The organism is Streptomyces sp. NPDC052012, assembly GCF_040689265.1.
Taxonomy (GTDB): domain Bacteria; phylum Actinomycetota; class Actinomycetes; order Streptomycetales; family Streptomycetaceae; genus Streptomyces.
Map to the genome: position 1 here is coordinate 294,283 of NZ_JBFAXA010000002.1, position 16,574 is coordinate 310,856.

General features: G+C 73.1%; 14 protein-coding genes. 6 read left to right on the forward strand and 8 right to left on the reverse strand.

All coding sequences use genetic code 11. From position 1 onward, the window contains the following. Positions 1-89: 89 nt before the first annotated feature. From AB0412_RS05080 to AB0412_RS05090, 3 genes are read left to right on the forward strand one after another with little or no spacing between them, the layout of a single operon-like run. On the forward strand, positions 90-365 hold the full coding sequence (locus tag AB0412_RS05080) for an SHOCT domain-containing protein (protein WP_366401083.1): 276 nt from the start codon (positions 90-92) through the stop codon (positions 363-365). Then, positions 362-1,114 (forward strand): ABC transporter ATP-binding protein, encoded by a 753-nt coding sequence (locus tag AB0412_RS05085; RefSeq protein ID WP_366401084.1) that lies wholly within the window; start codon positions 362-364, stop codon positions 1,112-1,114. The genes AB0412_RS05080 and AB0412_RS05085 overlap by 4 nt, the downstream gene beginning before the upstream one ends. Continuing rightward, complete coding sequence (locus tag AB0412_RS05090) at positions 1,111-3,672, forward strand: ABC transporter permease (RefSeq protein WP_366401085.1); 2,562 nt, start codon at positions 1,111-1,113, stop codon at positions 3,670-3,672. Before AB0412_RS05085 ends, AB0412_RS05090 begins: the two co-directional genes overlap by 4 nt. Before the next feature lie 178 nt (positions 3,673-3,850). Here the strand turns inward: AB0412_RS05090 and AB0412_RS05095 are convergent, their stop codons facing one another. Beyond that, entirely contained in the window at positions 3,851-4,300 is a 450-nt protein-coding gene (locus AB0412_RS05095; protein WP_366401086.1) for an ATP-binding protein, read from the reverse strand. Positions 4,301-4,525: 225 nt separating this feature from the next. Continuing rightward, positions 4,526-4,849: a hypothetical protein gene (locus AB0412_RS05100; protein ID WP_366401087.1), complete on the reverse strand. Its 324-nt coding sequence runs from the start codon at positions 4,847-4,849 to the stop codon at positions 4,526-4,528. 336 nt (positions 4,850-5,185) lie between these two features. On the opposite strand from AB0412_RS05100, the gene AB0412_RS05105 reads away from it, so the two are divergent. Then, on the forward strand, positions 5,186-6,310 hold the full coding sequence (locus tag AB0412_RS05105; RefSeq protein WP_366401088.1) for a PLP-dependent cysteine synthase family protein: 1,125 nt from the start codon (positions 5,186-5,188) through the stop codon (positions 6,308-6,310). A gap of 3 nt (positions 6,311-6,313) precedes the next feature. On the opposite strand, the gene AB0412_RS05110 is transcribed toward AB0412_RS05105, so the two are convergent. Together AB0412_RS05110 and AB0412_RS05115 are read right to left on the reverse strand one after the other, a co-directional pair. Continuing rightward, positions 6,314-6,784: an SRPBCC family protein gene (locus AB0412_RS05110; protein WP_366401089.1), complete on the reverse strand. Its 471-nt coding sequence runs from the start codon at positions 6,782-6,784 to the stop codon at positions 6,314-6,316. A gap of 69 nt (positions 6,785-6,853) precedes the next feature. Next, positions 6,854-7,693, reverse strand: a complete 840-nt coding sequence (locus AB0412_RS05115) for a DeoR/GlpR family DNA-binding transcription regulator (RefSeq protein ID WP_366401090.1) — start codon at positions 7,691-7,693, stop codon at positions 6,854-6,856. Between the two features lie 437 nt (positions 7,694-8,130). Between AB0412_RS05115 and AB0412_RS05120 the strand changes: the two genes are divergently transcribed. Continuing rightward, positions 8,131-10,368: a hypothetical protein gene (locus AB0412_RS05120; RefSeq protein ID WP_366401494.1), complete on the forward strand. Its 2,238-nt coding sequence runs from the start codon at positions 8,131-8,133 to the stop codon at positions 10,366-10,368. A 29-nt stretch (positions 10,369-10,397) separates the two neighbouring features. Here the strand turns inward: AB0412_RS05120 and AB0412_RS05125 are convergent, their stop codons facing one another. The 4 genes from AB0412_RS05125 to AB0412_RS05140 all read right to left on the reverse strand — a co-directional run bounded on the left by AB0412_RS05125 (position 10,398) and on the right by AB0412_RS05140 (position 14,961). Then, positions 10,398-12,845, reverse strand: a complete 2,448-nt coding sequence (locus tag AB0412_RS05125) for a right-handed parallel beta-helix repeat-containing protein (RefSeq protein WP_366401091.1) — start codon at positions 12,843-12,845, stop codon at positions 10,398-10,400. A gap of 108 nt (positions 12,846-12,953) precedes the next feature. Continuing rightward, the gene (locus tag AB0412_RS05130; RefSeq protein WP_366401092.1) at positions 12,954-13,559 is read right to left on the reverse strand and encodes a hypothetical protein; all 606 of its coding nucleotides are present in this window, start codon (positions 13,557-13,559) and stop codon (positions 12,954-12,956) included. Between the two features lie 93 nt (positions 13,560-13,652). Continuing rightward, entirely contained in the window at positions 13,653-14,480 is an 828-nt protein-coding gene (locus tag AB0412_RS05135) for an MOSC N-terminal beta barrel domain-containing protein (RefSeq protein WP_366401093.1), read from the reverse strand. Between the two features lie 43 nt (positions 14,481-14,523). Beyond that, complete coding sequence (locus AB0412_RS05140; RefSeq protein WP_366401094.1) at positions 14,524-14,961, reverse strand: DUF6643 family protein; 438 nt, start codon at positions 14,959-14,961, stop codon at positions 14,524-14,526. 298 nt (positions 14,962-15,259) lie between these two features. Between AB0412_RS05140 and AB0412_RS05145 the strand changes: the two genes are divergently transcribed. Continuing rightward, positions 15,260-16,564, forward strand: a complete 1,305-nt coding sequence (locus AB0412_RS05145) for a TerD family protein (protein ID WP_366401495.1) — start codon at positions 15,260-15,262, stop codon at positions 16,562-16,564. Positions 16,565-16,574 lie beyond the last annotated feature (10 nt).

Here is a 16,574-nt window from a genome sequence, read left to right on the forward strand (position 1 = left end):
CTCGCCGTACGACGACCCGGCACCCCCTTCAGGGCGACTCTCGGAAGCGACACGAACGCAGAACATCGCATCCGAGGAGCTGAACGATCATGCAGACCCTGGCGCACTTCGGCGACGGCGGACCCGGCCCGTGGATCCTGCTCTTCCCCCTGATCTGGGCCCTCGTCATCGGCGGCGGCATCGCACTGCTGCGCCGCACCGCATGGCGCGGACGCGGCGGACCCGCGCGGACCGGGCCGGCACAGGATTCGCCCATCACGGTGCTCGGCCACCGCTTCGCCTCCGGTGACATCGACGAGGAAGAGTACTGGCGGCGCCTGTCCGTCCTGGACGAGCAGTTCGGGCGCAAGGGCGGTGCGGCATGACCACCACCGCCGCCACCACCCGGACCGCCGCGCGGGTCGTCGACGCCGTGAAGGTGTACGGCGCCGGCGACACCGCCGTCAGGGCCCTCGACGGCGTGACGGTCACCTTCCCGGCCGGCCGCTTCACCGCGATCATGGGCCCCTCGGGCTCCGGCAAGTCCACCCTGATGCACTGCGCCGCCGGACTCGACACGCTCACCTCCGGCTCCGCGTACATCGGCGACACCGACCTGGGCGGGCTCGACGACCGTCGACTCACCCTGCTGCGCCGCGACCGGGTGGGCTTCGTGTTCCAGGCGTACAACCTGGTGCCGACGCTCACCGTCGCGGAGAACATCACCCTGCCGCTCGACCTCGCGGGCGGCGGGGGAGACCCCGAGTGGATCGACGCCCTGATCGATGTCGTGGGCCTGCGCGACCGGCTGCACCACCGGCCCGCCGAGCTGTCCGGCGGGCAGCAGCAACGCGTCGCCGTGGCCCGCGCCTTCGCCGGCCGGCCGGACGTCGTCTTCGCCGACGAGCCCACCGGAAACCTCGACTCCCGCTCCGGCGAGGAGGTGCTCGGGCTGCTCGGCCGCACCGTGCGTCACACCGGCCGCACGGTCGTCATGGTCACCCACGACCCGGTGGCCGCCGCCCACGCCGACGAGGTCGTCTTCCTCGCCGACGGCCGGCTCGTCGACCGGATGGAAGCCCCGACCGCCGACCGCGTCCTGGACCGGATGAAAGCCTTCGAGGTGCCGTCATGAACGCCTCCCTGCGCCTGAGCGCGGCCTCCCTGCGCGCCCACAAACGGCGCTTCGCCGGAACGTTCCTCGCCGTGTTCCTGGGCGTGGCGTTCCTCGCCGGCACGCTCGTCATGGGCGACACGCTGCGCGCCAGCTTCGACAGCATGTTCGGCAACGCGGCCCGCGGCACCGACGCCGTCGTCCGCAGCGCCGACGCCATCACGACCCCGGGGGAGAGCCAGGGAGTGCGGCAGCCGGTCGCCACGGACCTCACCAGCACGATCGAGCGGGTCCCGGGTGTCGCCGCGGCCGTCCCCGACATCCAGGGCGCCGGACAGCTCGTCGGCTCCGACGGCGAGCCGATCGGCGGCCAGGGCCCGCCCACCCTCGCCGGCAACTGGATCACCGACCCCGAGCTCAACCCGTACCGGCTCGCCGAGGGCCGCGCCCCGCAGAAGTCCGGCGAGGTCGTGGTCAACCGGGGCACGGCCGAGCGCGGCGGCCTGTCCCTCGGCGACACGACCGTCCTGCGCACGCCCGACCCGGTGACGGTGACCATCGTCGGTCTCGCCACCTTCGGCGGCGAGGACGGCATGGCCCAGGTGACGTACACCGGTATGACCCGGGCCGACGCCGAGAAGTACCTGACGGCCCGCCCTGGCCAGGCCGCGAGCATCCTCGTACGCGCCGGACCCGACGTGAGCCAGCAGGAACTCGTCGAGCGGCTGGCCACCGTCCTGCCCCAGGACGTCGAGGCGATCACCGGTCAGGAGTCGGCCGAGGAGAACAACGACATGATCGCCGGCCAGTTCCTGAGCATCTTCACGCTCTTCCTGCTGGTGTTCTCCGGAGTCGCCCTGCTGGTGGCGACCTTCTCCATCCACAACACCTTCGCCATCGTCGTCGCGCAACGCACCCGTGAGAACGCCCTGTTGCGCGCCCTCGGCGCCTCCCGCCGGCAGATCACCGCGGCCACCCTGGTGGAGGCGAGCGCGGTCGCCGTGACCGCGTCGCTGGCCGGACTCGCCGGCGGCATCGGCATCGCGGCCGGCCTCCAGGCCCTGTTCCCCGCCATCGGATTCCCCTTCCCGGAGGGAAGCCTGGTCATCGGCGCTCTCTCCCTCCTCCTCCCCCTGGCCGTCGGCATCCTGGTGTGCCTGGGCTCCGCCCTGCTGCCCGCGGTGCGCGCCGGGCACACGGCACCGCTGGCCGCCCTGCGCGAGACGGCCGTCGACACCTCCGGCGCCTCCCGCACCCGCGCGGTCACGGGGACAGCCCTCGCGGCCCTGGCCCTCGCCGTCACCCTCACCGGCGTCCTGGTCACGCCGTCCGTGTGGCTGGCCGGCACGGGCGCCGCCCTCGCCCTGGTGGCCTTCGTCGTCCTCGGCCCCGTCGCCTCCTCCACCGCCGTCCGGGTGCTCGGCAGCCCGCTGCACCGGCTGCGCGGCATCACCGGCGGCCTCGCCCGCCGCAACGCCCTGCGCAGCCCCAAGCGCACGGCTGCCACGGCCAGCGCCCTGATGATCGGCGTGGCGGTGGTCTCCCTGTTCACGGTCTTCGGCGCTTCCCTGAAAGCGACCATGGACCAGACCGTCTCGCGTTCCTTCGCGGGCGACGTCGCCGTCAGCGCGCCCTCGTTCGGGGCGGGCGGCAGCGGCCTCAGCCCGAAACTCGCCGCGGCGGTCGAGGCACTGCCCGAGGTGGACACCGCGGTCGGACTCGGCCGGGGCGTCGCCGAGGTGAACGGCGACGGACGGGCCCTGACCGTCACCGACCCGGTCGCACTGAACCGCACCTTCGACCTCGGCGAGATCCGCGGCTCCCTCGCCGACCTGGGGACCACCGGCATCGCCGTCACCGAGAAGGAGGCCGACCGGCTGAACGTCACCCCCGGCGACACCACCCGGCTCACCTTCACCGACGGCCAGGAACAGACCTTCACGGTCCGCGCGGTCTACGGGCAGTCGGAACTGGCCGGCGACTACGTCGTCACCCGCGCGGCCTGGGCCCCGCACCGCACCCAGGACGCCGACACCCTCGTCGCCGTCACCTTCGCGGACGGTGTGAGCACCGCACAGGGCAAGGCGGCCGTCGAGCAGGTCGCCGACAGGTACGGCAATCCGGAGGTGCAGACCCGCGACGAGTACGCGCAGTCCTCGGCGGGCGGCATCGACATGATGCTCACCCTCGTCTACGCGCTGCTCGCCCTCGCCGTGCTCATCGCACTGCTCGGCATCGCCAACACCCTCACCCTGGCGATCCACGAACGCACCCGCGAGCTGGGCCTGCTCAGGGCCGTCGGCCAGACCCGCGCCCAGCTGCGGGCCATGGTCCGCTGGGAGTCCGTCCTGGTCGCCGCCTTCGGCACGGCGGGCGGGCTGGCCCTCGGCGCCTTCCTCGGCTGGGTGCTGGTCAAGGCGTCCGACGGCGCGAGCGACAGCGCCTTCGCCTTCGCGATGCCGCCCGTCCAGCTCGCGCTGGTGGCCCTGGTCGGCCTGGCGGCCGGCGCCCTGGCGGGCCTGCGCCCGGCAAGCCGAGCGGCCCGCCTGAACGTCCTGAGGGCGATCGCCACAGAGTGAGACACCCTGCGGCAACAGGGCCACTGGCCAACACGCTGTGGGACGGCCCGCAACAAAGGTTGCGGGCCGTCCCACGCCCACTGCCCCGACGCGTCGGCCGCGAGAGAGCCGTGGGGCGCAAAGCGCCCCCGAAGGCGAACAAGCCGATGCTGCACGGCCGCGCTGAGCCGTCAGCCTCTCAAGTCGCCTCAGCCAATTGGTGACTGTCCCGCCCCGCCACGGCAAGCTGCGCATACCGGTCGGGCACTGTCAGAACCGTTGCGCCCGGCGTGGGCAAGGTGAACCAGACCACCTTCCCGGACTCCCCGTCCGGCAGCGCCCCCCAGCTCTCGCTCATCGCGGCCACCATCGCCAGCCCCCTCCCGCACGTGGCCAGCGGACCGGCGTCCTCCAGGACCGGCAGACGCGGGTCGTGGTCGCGCACCGAGACCTTGAGCCGCTCCAGCAGCAGCTCCATCTCCACGGTGCATGTCTTGTCGGGTTGGGCGTGCCGGTGGACGTTGGACAACAGCTCTGTCACACCGAGCGAGGCCCGGTCTATCAGGGAATCCATATGCCAGTAGCGCAACTGCGCAGATACGATTCTGCGGACCTGGCCGATCCGCGACGGCAGGGCTTGGAGCTCCACCGTGCAGTGCCTGCTTGGGTGACTGATCACGGCTGCGACTCCCCGGTGTCAGGTCCGGAACGAGGGCCGGAAGAACACGGAGTACGGATCCAGCAGGATGCCTGCGTGACGCTGCCGCCTGCTGTCGTGGCCGGCGGGCTGGTTCGCAGCGTTATCGCCGGTAAACCCAGAGTGACGTGTGACAAGCGTGACGCAAGGGGTGAAGTGACGCAACTCACGGACATCTCAGCCGCCGCGCCCCGATGCCCGCCGTACCGCTTCGATGAACCGCCGGGCCGCCGGCGGGCCCGGCTCGCCGGGCGCGGGGTCGTGCTCGCCCAGGGTCAGCAGGTACCGCTTGCCGCCCAGGTCCGCGAGCGCACGGTCCTCGGGGGCGAACCACGGCCTGGACGCGCGCACCGCCTGCACCGGCGCGCTGTCGATCTCGGTGCCGTAGCTGGTGAGCAACTCCAGCCTGCCGTCGCTGATCCGGACCTGCCCGGCCAGGGTGAGCGAACGCAGCCGCTTGCCGATCCGCACCCCCCTGGCCGTGAACTCCGGCTCGGCCATGTTCACCCGCCCCCTTGCGCGTGTGTCGGTGTGCCGGACCGTGCTCCTGGGCCGGCTCGAGTCCAGATCCAGTGTGCCCCTGTACGGGACCCTGCTCCCGCCGGTGAAGTCTGCCCCCACCTGCCGCCGAGCACCAGTACACGCGCTCCGGTTCTCAGGGGCGCGAGAAGCACTGGCGCAAATGCGCCCCCACTCCTTCACGCCCCCCGTCGTCCAGGGCTGTCTTTGAGCCGCTCAAAGATGCGTTTATGCAGGTGAGAAGTGGTGCGCAAGGTGCTTATGATCGGTGTGTCGGCCGCGCGAGAAGCCGTCGGCGCTCAGCGTAAGGAGCCCGTGGTGAGCACCTCCCAACAGACCATGACCGGCGCCACCCTCGACGTCGACCACAGCGATCCCGCCCACCGCGCCTGGCTGAAAGAAGCCGTGCGCAGGGTGCAGGCCGACGCCAACCGCTCGGCCGACACCCACCTGCTGCGCTTCCCGCTGCCCGAGCGGTGGGGAATCGACCTCTACCTCAAGGACGAGTCGACCCACCCCACCGGCAGCCTCAAGCACCGGCTCGCCCGCTCGCTCTTCCTCTACGCCCTCTGCAACGGCTGGATCCGCCCGGGCCGCCCGGTGATCGAGGCGTCCAGCGGTTCCACGGCCGTGTCGGAGGCCTACTTCGCGAAGCTGATCGGCGTGCCCTTCATCGCCGTCATGCCGCGCACGACCAGCGCCGAGAAGTGCCGCCTGATCGAGTTCCACGGCGGACAGTGCCACTTCGTGGACGACCCGCGCACGATGTACGACGAGTCCGCCGCCCTGGCGGCGGAGACCGGCGGCCACTACATGGACCAGTTCACCTACGCCGAACGGGCCACGGACTGGCGCGGCAACAACAACATCGCCGAGTCCATCTTCCGGCAACTGCGGCTGGAGCGCTTCCCGGAGCCCGCCTGGATCGTCGCCACGGCCGGCACCGGCGGCACCTCCGCGACCCTCGCGCGCTACGTCCACTACATGCAGTACGACACCCGCATCTGTGTCGCCGACCCGGAGAACTCCTGCTTCTTCGAGGGGTGGACCACCGGCGATCCGGACGTCACCTGCGACTGCGGCTCGCGGATCGAGGGCATCGGCCGGCCCCGCATGGAGCCCAGCTTCGTGCCCGGTGCGGTCGACCGGATGATGAAGGTGCCGGACGCCGCCAGTGTCGCCGCCGTGCGGGCCCTGGAGGGCGCCATCGGCCGCAAGGCGGGCGGCTCGACCGGCACGGGGCTGTGGAGCGCGCTGAAGATCGTCGCGGAGATGGTGGCGGAGGGCCGGGAGGGCAGCGTGGTCACCCTGCTGTGCGACCCCGGTGACCGCTACCTCGACAAGTACTACTCGGACACGTGGCTCGCCGAACAGGGCCTGGACATCACCCCGTACACGGCGGCCATCGAGTCCTTGCTGCGCACCGGCGTCTGGCCCGACTGAGGGCTATCGCCCGAGCCGCCGGTCCAGGGAGGTGACCGCGCCACGGAAGGCGCGGGCGAGGCCCGGGCGGGCGAGCTTCAGGGCGTGCCGGAAGGGTGCGGTGCCGTCGGCGGCGAACGTCCACTGCACGCGCGTGCCCGCTCCGGCGGGCGTCAGCCGCCACTCCTCGACCAGGGCACGGGCGCCGGGCGCGTTGGTCACGTCGACGCGATAGGCGTACACCTCGGGCGCCTCGGCCGCGAGGATCGTCTCCCGGAAGCGGGTGCCGCCCCGCAGCCGGATCTCCCGGCCCGCGCCGTCGTCCGTGGCCCGGGCCGACGTCACCGCCGCGAACCACTCGGGCCAGCCGGCCACGTCGTTCGCCAGCGCGGGGAAGACCCGCTCCGGCGCGGCGGAGATCTCCCGGGCGAAGACGAGCCGTACGGGCGCGGCTGCGACGAAGTCGAGCCCCACGGGACGCAGACGGTGGGCCATGGGCGTAACCTCCGTGACGGAATCGGGAGTTGCACCGGGCGACAGGCGCACACCCTAGCCCCCGGCCCGTCAGATGTCTGCCGGCTCCTCGGGCTCCTCCGGCTCGCCCGCCACCACCAGCCGCCGCAGATGCTCGGAGACCTCCGCGCGGGCCTCGGCCGGCAGTCCGGAGTCCGTGACCAGGGTGTCCACCTGCTCCAGCGAGGCGAACGAACTCAGGCCCACGGTGCCCCACTTGGTGTGGTCGGCGACCACCACCACACGCCGGGCCGACTGCACCAGCCGCCGGTTGGTCTCCGCCTCCGCGAGGTTCGGCGTCGACAGGCCGGCCTCCACCGATATCCCGTGGACTCCGAGGAACAGCAGATCGAAGTGGAGCGTGGCGATCGCCTGGTCGGCCACCGGCCCCACCAGCGAGTCGGACGGGGTGCGCACACCGCCGGTCAGCACGACCGTGGCCGCGCCCTGCCGCGGGCCCGAGGTGCGCTGCGCCGCGTGGAAGACGTCCGCCACCCGCACCGAGTTGGTGACCACCGTGAGGTCCGGCACGTCGAGCAGCTGGTGCGCGAGCGCGTACGTCGTCGTACCGCCCGACAGGGCGATCGCCGCGCCCGCCGGGACCAGTTCGGCCGCCGCCCGCGCGATGTCCTCCTTGGCACTCAGCTCCAGGCCCGACTTGGCCTCGAACCCGGGTTCGTGCGTGCTCGCCTCGACCACGGGGACGGCGCCGCCGTGCACCTTCTCCAGCACGCCCTGCCGGGCCAGCGCGTCGAGATCGCGGCGGACCGTCATGTCCGACACGCCGAGCTTGCGGGTCAGCTCGTTGACCCGGACTCCGCCCCGGCGCCGGACCTCGTCGAGGATCAGGGTGCGCCGCTGCTCCGCGAGGAGGTTCTGATTCTCGCTCACGTACGCTCCGGTCCTTTCCGCCGCCAACCGATCGACACGCCCGGCGCACCCACTCCGACGAGCCGATATCTCCCCGTCACCGGTGCGCGGACGTCCCATCCTCGCATGCCGGGCCCCGCCGGGCGCCACCGCCGGTTCGTCGCGCACATGCCACTTCCGGTCTCCTGGGTGGCTGCCGGTCACACGGATCGGGGAGATTCCGTGACGAGAGGTGTGAGCCGTCCGGCCAGGGGAGATCCTTGTGCCCGCACGGACACAGCCGACGGCATGTCACGGGGGAGTGCGGACCAGTGGAACCTGAGCAGGACAGCAGACCGGCACACGGCGGGGACGGCACCTGCGTCCAAGGGGCGGACGGCTCCGCGGCGGGGACCAGGGAGCCCGGGACCGCCCTGGAACTCCTGGTCCACGGCGTGGGCGGCACCACCCCGGAGGCGATGCTCAACGACCCGCGCACCGTGCGGATCACCGGCGACGACATCGCCGCCGTCTTCCGGCGTGCCGACGACGCCGACGCGGAGACACGGCCCGGCGACCGCCGTGACGGCCCCGTCCCCGAGGCGTACGTCTGGTGCAACCTCACCTCCGGCAACGGCACCCGCGCCCTGTGGCTGCTGCTCCTGCCGTTCATGGTGGTCAACCTCGCCCACTGGATGCGCCCCACCGCCCGGGGCCGCAGGCGCACCATCCGGCTGTACGGGCTGCTGGTGCGCCTGGCCGGACTCAGTCTGACGGTGCTGCTCGTCGCCGCCGCCTGCGAGGTCGCGCTCGACCTGGCCGCCTGGCAGTGCGCGGGCACACGCGCGTGCGCCGACCGGCACTCCTGGCTGGGCTTCCTGTCGCCGACCGTCTCCGACGGCGGCTGGTGGAGCCTGCCGGGCCGCAGACTGGCCCTCGCCGCCGTCGTCCCCACCGCCCTCACCGTCCTGCTGTGGTACCTGTCGCTGCGCACCTGGAGCGCCTACGAGTCCCAGCAGCCCCCAGGGGGTGTCCGCGGCCCCGAACCCGACGACGAGGGCACGCGCACCGCGCTCGGCCGGCCCGGCTTCTGGTACGGCCGCCGCCTGGTCGCCCGGCTGCGCGCGGCGCACACCGCCGCGGGACTGCTGACGGTCGCCGCCGCCGTCGGCTCCGCCGCCGCCCGCCAGGACCGCGAGCCGGGCGGCCCGGCCCTGCTGCCGGTCCTCGGCCTGCTCCTGGAGGGGGCCCTGGTCATCGGCGCGGTCGTCGTCGTGTGGGTCGTGTGCCGCCGGGGCCGCACCGAACGCCGCCTCGACGACGCGAGCGACGCACGCCTGGTACGGCATCTGCCGCTGTCCGCCCTCGCGCTCCTCGCGGTCACCCTGCTCTACGCCGGCTGGGAGCGCCCCGGATGGGAGTCGGCGGGCCGGCTGCCGGGGGACGCGACCTTCGGCGCCATCGCCCTCGTCCAGGGCCTCCTCGTGATCGTCCTCGCGGTGGTCGCCCACCTCCTGCACCGCACCGACCCCGACCGGCGGGCGTCCATGCGGGGCCTGGCCGGACCGGCCGTCGCGATGCTGGCCTGTGCGCTGGGCGGGGTGATGTCCGGCGGGGTCGCACAGCGGGTGTCCGACTGGCTGGACGGCACCGGAGCGTCGATCCCCGGGCCGCCGGTGCTGCTGACCTGGCAGGCGTCGGTGATCCCGCCGCTGCTCGTGCTGCTGCTGGTGCTCGGCTGCTGGCTGGCCCGGCGCGCCTGGCAGCTCGCCCGGGCCGAGCGCGCCGGCGTGGAGAGCGACTACCCCGGCGAGACGGGCGATCCCGGCCGCACCCGCCGTATCGCCTACGCCCGCGCCATGGCCGCCCTGACCGACCGCGGGCCCCGGATCGTCGCCGTCACCTCCACCGCGACCCTGCTGCTGGGCGCCGGCGCCCTCTTCGGCGCCCTGGCCACCGACCGGACGCCCGGCGAGGCCGCTCGCGGCACGTACGACGTGGTGCACGGCGCCGCCGAGACCGCGCAGGCGCTGGGCTCCTGGCTGATCGGGCTCGGCTTCATACTGTTCGTCACCTGGGGCCGGCGCGCCTACAAGGACGCCTCCGCGCGGCGCACCATCGGCATCCTGTGGGACGTCGGCACCTTCTGGCCGCGTGCCGCCCACCCGTTCGCCCCGCCCTGCTACGCCGAGCGCGCGGTGCCCGACCTGACCTGGCGCATCGCGACCTGGACCGCGTCCACCGGCGGACGGCTGGTGATCTCCGGTCACTCCCAGGGCAGCGTCCTCGCCGCCGCCGCGGCCTGGCAGCTCGACCCCGCCACCCGCAAGCGGGTCGCCCTGCTCACGTACGGTTCACCGCTGGAGCGGCTGTACGGCCGTTGGTTCCCCGCCCACTTCGGCCCGGACGCGCTCGGCAGGCTGCACGAGGAGGTCGACTGCTGGCGCAATCTGTACCGCCTCACCGACCCCATCGGCGGCCCGATGCGGCTGCCCGGCGACTGCGGCCCCGCCGTGGACCGGGCCGCGCTCAAGGACCCCCTCGCCTACGGCCGCACGGGCACCCATCCACTCCCCGCACCGATCCTCGGCCACTCCGAGTACCAGGCGGACCCGGCGTTCGCCGAGGAACGCCACCGCCTCCTGACCCGCCTCCACCCGAACGTCCCGTCCCCCCGAACCACCGAACAACCGCCGGCGCCCCCCGCGGGGTCGTAGGGGCAGCGCCCCCACAGCGGCTCCGTCAGTTACGGCAGCTCCGGCAGGTCCTCGGCGTACAGCAGAGTCAGATCGTCGGTGTCCGGCTCCGTCAGCTGCGCGACCCTGCTCGCATGCCGCTCCACCATCGCCTCGAACGTCTGCCGCGCCGTACGCCCGTTCCCGAACGCCGCCCCCTTGGGGATCTCCGTGAAGTACTTCAGCAGCGCCTCCGGCGCACCCGGCGCCAGCCGGTACTCGTGCTCCTCGGCCTGCTGCTCCACGATCCGCAGCAGCTCCTCGGGCCCGTAGTCGCCGAAGGTGATGGTCCGTGAGAAACGGGACGCCACCCCCGGATTGACCGACAGGAACCGCTCCATCTCGGCCGTGTACCCCGCGACGATCACCACCACCGCGTCCCGGTGGTCCTCCATCAGCTTCACCAGCGTGTCGATGGCCTCCTTGCCGAAGTCCCGTCCGGCGTCCTCGGGGGACAGCGCGTACGCCTCGTCGATGAACAGCACCCCGCCGCGCGCTCTCTCGAACGCCTCCTGGGTGCGGATCGCCGTGGAGCCGATGTGCTCGCCGACCAGGTCCACCCGGGAGACCTCGACCAGATGGCCCTTCTCCAGCACGCCGAGGGAGGCGAGGATCTCGCCGTAGAGCCGGGCGACCGTGGTCTTGCCGGTGCCGGGGGAGCCCGTGAACACCAGATGCCGCTTGACGGACGCCGCCTTCAGACCGGCCTGCTGCCTGCGCCGGCCCACCTCGATCATGTCGGTGAGCGCCCGCACCTCGCGCTTGACGCTCTCCAGGCCCACCAGCGCGTCGAGTTCCCCGAGCACCGCCTTCGAGGTGCGGACCTCCGGCCCCGGTCCGGCGGTCGGCGCGGGCGGGGCCGCCGGCGCCTGGTCCGCGCGCTGCCCGGGGACCGCGCCGAGCAGGCCGGGGGAGGCGCTCACCGTCTGCACGGCCCGCTCCGGCGCGGCGGGCGGCCTGAGGCTGCCGCTCTCGTCGCTGGTGCAGTCCTCGACCACGGGGCCGCCCGCGCCGGACACCGCGTCCGCGCCGCCGTCGGCGAACTCGTAACCACCGCGCGCACAGCGCTCCGTGCGGCACTTCCGCAGCGTGGTGCGGCTGCCGTCTATCACATGGAAGCCGTAGCCGCCGCTGCCGGTGACCCGGCAGTTCAGGAAGCTGCCGCGGCCGCCCGCGGAGACATAGACCCCGGCCTCCGCGGGGGAGGTGACCGTGCAGCGCTCGACAGTCGGGTCGGCGCCTTTGGTGACGATCACGCCGGTCTGCGTGCCGTCCAGCGTGCAGTTGTCGAGGGTGCCGCCGCTGCCGTGGTCCCGGAACCAGGCGCCCGTCGCCGCGTCGCGGATCCGGCAGTCGTCCAGCTGGGCGGTGGCGCCGTCGCTCACCGACACCGCCGTGTTGCGCACCTGCGACAGATCACTGTCGACGACGTCCGCGCGTGAACCGCGGTCGAGCACGAACAGGGCGTCCGGCACGTCGTGCACCCGGCAGGAGTCCAGTACGGCGGTGGCGCCGTCGCTCACCCACACCGCCGGGTAGTCGCCGGTGCTGTCGAAGATCTCGCACTGGTTGGCGTCCACGCGCGTGCCCGGATCCCACACCGACAGGCCGTTGCGCCCGAACTGCCGCACGCTGGTGCGGGTCAGGGTGAGCACCGAGCGGGAGCGCAGATCGACGGCGTTCTCCGGGATGTCGTGGATCCGGCAGTCGGCCAGCGTCAGCACCGCGTCGGTGTCCAGCGTGACCCCGTCGGTGGTCGTGCGGTGGACATCGCAGTCGGTGAGATGCGCGGTCGCCCGGTCGGTCACCTGCACGCCGCTGCCGCGCACCTCGTAGATCTCGCAACCCACCGCCTCCAGCGCCGAGTTCTCCCCGGTCACGGTCAGCCCGGAGCCCGAGGCGTGGTGCACGCGGCAGCGCTCCAGGCGGGGGTGGGCGCCGCCGCGCACCGCGACACCTGCCTGCCCCGCCGCGACCACCTCGCACTCCTCGAACACCCCGCCGCCGCCGTCCAGTACGGCGATGCCGAGACCGGCCGGATTGTCGACCGTGCAGCGGCGCACCGAGGGCCGGGCGGTGCCGCGCACCTCGATGCCGGCCGCGGACCGGGTGACCACCCGGACGTCCCGCAGCTCCGGGGTGCCCTCCTCGACCAGCACGGCGGGGGCGGAGGCGTCCTGGCCCTCCACATGCACGTCCTGCACCACCGCGGCCGCCCGCACGGTCAGCGGCACACCGTCCAGGGGGGCGATGCGCACGGAGCCGGGCGAGCCCTCGGGGCCGCGCAGGGTCACCGCCCGCTGCACGACGAGGTTCTCCCGGTAGGTGCCGGGAGCGACGGTGAGGACATCGCCGTCCGCCGCGGCCTCCAGGGCGGCGGCGAGCGATGCGTACTCACCCGTGCGGCGCCGCCACCGCGAGGTGCCGGTGTGCGTCACCTGGACCGTGCCCTGTGCCATGGCGTAACTGTGCCCCCACCTCGTTGTACGCAGGTTGTCGCCGTTCTGCTTGCGCCGGACCACCGTAGCGTGCGCACGGCAGGGGGGTTGACCGGAGCCGGAAGGCCGTCAGCTGCCGGTGCCGGTCCTGCCCCAGTCGGGGCCCGCTCCGTCCCACGCCTGGTCCCAGAGGGCGTACCGGCGGCGGACCATGCGCCAGACGACGAACCGCCGGCCGCACTCGACGAGTCCCGCGGTCGCCAGGGCGGCGCCGAAGCCGGCGAGCACGGCGTGGGTGGTGGCCGTCGCGGTGTCCAGCGGGCGGGTCACCAGCCGCCCTTGCCGGTCGGTCCATATGTGGAACCGGTCGCCCGGCCGCGGATCCTCCAGGCGGGCCAGCACCGGGCCGTGGTGGTCGGTGCGGTCGGGCGCGGTCCAGTGGGCGAGGACGCGGCTGCGCAGATCCCGGCCGGTGGAGGTCTCCGGGTCGACGTCCAGCGGCGACGGGTCGAGTTTGCGCACCACGGTGGCCGTCACCGCGTGCCGGGCCCGGTGCTGTTCGCGGACGGAACTCTGCAGGGCGTCCTGGGCGGCGCTCCCCACGAGCGTGCCGAGCACCGGGGCGGTGATGAGCACGAGCAGCAGTGCCGCGAGGGCCACCCATCCCTCGAGCAGGTCGGTCCTGCGGCACAGCGGGTTGTGCCGCCAGCGCCACAGGCCGCTGATCGCACGCACCGGTCGCACCCCCCTCCAAGTGCCCTCTCACGCACTTCTCATGAAAGGCCAACGCACGGGCCCGCGGTCCGGTTCCCGCGCGGCACCCGCGCCTCAGGCCACGATGCCGACCGGATCCCCCACCCGGATGGTGCCGGGGGACAGGGGCACCAGGTTCTGCCCGAACACCAGCTTGCCGCCGCGCCTGCGGTGCCGTCCCAGCGAGTGCAGGGGCTCCTTGCCGCGCTCGGCCGTGGTCTGGTCGGTGGTCGTCACGACGCAGCGCCCGCAGGGCTTGGCGACCCGGAAGGCGACCTCGCCGATGGTGATGCGGGACCAGTCGTCCTCGGCCCAGGCGGCGGTGCCGTCCACGACCACGTTCGGCCGGAACCGGCTCATGGGAAGAGGGCCCTCCGCCGGGTGATCGCCGGTGGCGATCAGCGAGTTGAGGGCGTCGAGTGACGCGGTGGAGGTCAGCAGCAGCGGGAAGCCGTCGGCGAAGGTGACGGTCTCGCCCGGCAGCGCGAACTCCGGGTCGACCGGCCGGCGCGTGGCCGGGTCGTCCAGGTGCACCAGGCGCACGCCGATGCCGAGATAGGCGCTGCACCAGGCGTGCACGGCGGGATCCTCGGCCGGGACCGCCTCGACCTTGTCGCTGAAGAGCTCCACCCGGACGGTGCCGCCCGGCCGGGGCACGGGCACCGCGACGGGCTCCATGCCGGGCGCGGACAGCAGAACGCCGCCGCCGGGCAGCAGCTCGGCGGCGGCCAGTGCGAGGCGCGGCTGCTGGCGCTGGGTGACGACCTTTCCCCCGTCGTCGATCAGCATCCAACGCCGGTCCCCGGCCGGACCCCAGGGCTCCACGGCAACCTCCCGGAGCGGCAGGCTCCGGAACGCCTTGACCGGATGGACGTGAATCGAGTGCAGACGCGCGTTCCCCATGGGGCCATCGTGCCAGGCGGCACCGACAGCCCGCCGGGGCGGCTCAGTACCCGCGGTACTGCTGGTTCTGGTACGGGTCCTGGTGCTGGTACTGCACGGGGGCCGGCCGGGGAGCCGCGGGGCGCATCGCCTCGTAGCCGGCGGCCGGAGCCGCCTGCCGCGGCGGCTGTGGCTGGGGCCCGGGGTAGCCACGAGGCGCGGTGGCCTGCTGCGGGATGTACGGCGCGTGCGCCTGCTGCAGCGGTGCGGGCTGCTGGGCCTGCGGATAGCCGTACGCGGGCTGGGACGGGGCCGCCGGGAGGGCGGGCAACGCCGAGGGAAGCGCGGGCAGATGACTGGCCGGCGCGTCGTACGCGGCGGGGACCCGGATCGGGGCGATCTGCGGGGTGCCCCGCTCGGCCACGAGCGAGTCGTAGATCGGGGTGTCCGGGAAGGAGGCGGAGTAGTAGCCGCCGCCATAGGTGGAGCGGGGGGAGGTCATGGCACATAAGTTAAGCCCACGATGTGCTGGTTGGGGAGACCGATAAGAGGGTTGTTTTCCGGGGCTGCGGGGGTCCGGGATCCCCAATGTGAGCGAACTTCATCAAAACGGGCGTCACGCCGAGCGAATTTGGTGTAAACGCCGAGGCCCGGGCGGGTTACCGGCGGTTGGCAGCCCGGCCGTGTGCGCTCCTCGCGGGACTTCCCGGATCCCGGGGGAATAGGTTGTGCGGACGACAACCCGATGGATGCCGGGGACGGGCCTGGCGCGGTGACCCGTGATGGGGGCGGACATGTCAATGCCGAAGGGATCGAACACGCCGGTGCCGACCACGGCACTCCGGGTGGAGGTGGGCTGGCACTCCGGGCCCGGCGTGCCCGACGCCGATGCCTCGGCGCTGCTGCTGGTGGGCGGAAAGGTCCGCTCCGACGCCGACTTCGTCTTCTACAACCAGCCCGCCCACTCCTCCGGTGCCGTCCGGCACGAGGGCAAGCGCAACGCGGGCGGTCAGATCACCGACACCCTCCACGTCGACCTCACGCGTGTGGAACCCGGCATCGAGACGGTGATCCTCGCCGCCTCCAGCGACGGCGGCACCTTCGGACAGATCCCCGGCCTGTACATCGAGGTCAAGGACGCCGCGCAGGGCACCGTCGCGGCCCGCTTCGACAGCACCGGGGCGACCACCGAGACGGCGTTCGTACTCGGCGAGTTCTACCGCCGCCAGGGCGCCTGGAAGTTCCGCGCCGTCGGCCAGGGCTACAGCAGCGGACTCGAGGGCCTGGCCACGGACTACGGCATCACCGTGGACGAGCCCCAGCAAGCGGCGCCCGCCCCGGCCGCGCCCCCCGCCCAGGCACCCCCGGTCGCGACGCCCACCGTGACCCGGCCGGCCGCCCCGCCCCAGGCGACCGTGACCCAGCCGGCCGCTCCGCCCCCGCCGGCCGCGCCCCCCGCGCCGGTCCAGCTCACCAAGGTGACGCTCACCAAGGCGGCCCCCTCCGTCTCGCTGACCAAGCAGGGCGGTACCTCGGGCGCCCTGCACGTGAACCTCAACTGGCAGGTGCGCAAGCAGTTCTCGGGCTGGGCCGCCAAGCTGGGCCGCCCGGTCGCCATGCACTCCGACCTCGACCTCGACCTGTGCGCCCTGTTCGAACTCAGCGACGGCAGCAAGGGAGTCGTCCAGGCCCTCGGCAACGCCTTCGGGTCCTTCCACCAGCCGCCCTTCATCCACCTGGACGGCGACGACCGCACCGGTGCCGTCGCCACCGGCGAGAACCTCACCGTCAACCTGGACTACAAGCAGTACTTCCGGCGCATCCTCGTCTTCGTCACCATCTACGAAGGCGCCCGCTCCTTCGCCGACCTGAACGCCCACGTCACCCTCCAGCCCCAGCACGGCGCGGCGATCGACTTCTCGCTCGACGAGTGCACCGTCCCCTCGACCGTGTGCGCCCTCGCCCTGATCACCAACACCGGCAACGGCGACCTGGTCGTCCAGCGCGAGGCCCGCTACCTCGTGCCCGAGCGGGGAGTCAGCCCGCAGCGCACCGTCGACTACGCCTACGGGTGGGGCATGAACTGGACGCCGGGCCGCAAGTGACGTAGTTCGC

What these genes read in the sequence shown, in the direction of transcription:
- AB0412_RS05080 (WP_366401083.1), top strand. Translation starts at nt 90, where the DNA reads ATGCAGACCCTGGCGCACTTCGGCGACGGCGGACCCGGCCCGTGGATC.
- AB0412_RS05085 (WP_366401084.1), top strand. Translation starts at nt 362, where the DNA reads ATGACCACCACCGCCGCCACCACCCGGACCGCCGCGCGGGTCGTCGAC.
- AB0412_RS05090 (WP_366401085.1), top strand. Translation starts at nt 1,111, where the DNA reads ATGAACGCCTCCCTGCGCCTGAGCGCGGCCTCCCTGCGCGCCCACAAA.
- AB0412_RS05100 (WP_366401087.1), bottom strand. Translation starts at nt 4,849, where the DNA reads ATGGCCGAGCCGGAGTTCACGGCCAGGGGGGTGCGGATCGGCAAGCGG.
- AB0412_RS05110 (WP_366401089.1), bottom strand. Translation starts at nt 6,784, where the DNA reads ATGGCCCACCGTCTGCGTCCCGTGGGGCTCGACTTCGTCGCAGCCGCG.
- AB0412_RS05120 (WP_366401494.1), top strand. Translation starts at nt 8,131, where the DNA reads ATGCTCAACGACCCGCGCACCGTGCGGATCACCGGCGACGACATCGCC.
- AB0412_RS05125 (WP_366401091.1), bottom strand. Translation starts at nt 12,845, where the DNA reads ATGGCACAGGGCACGGTCCAGGTGACGCACACCGGCACCTCGCGGTGG.
- AB0412_RS05135 (WP_366401093.1), bottom strand. Translation starts at nt 14,480, where the DNA reads ATGGGGAACGCGCGTCTGCACTCGATTCACGTCCATCCGGTCAAGGCG.
- AB0412_RS05140 (WP_366401094.1), bottom strand. Translation starts at nt 14,961, where the DNA reads ATGACCTCCCCCCGCTCCACCTATGGCGGCGGCTACTACTCCGCCTCC.
- AB0412_RS05145 (WP_366401495.1), top strand. Translation starts at nt 15,260, where the DNA reads ATGCCGAAGGGATCGAACACGCCGGTGCCGACCACGGCACTCCGGGTG.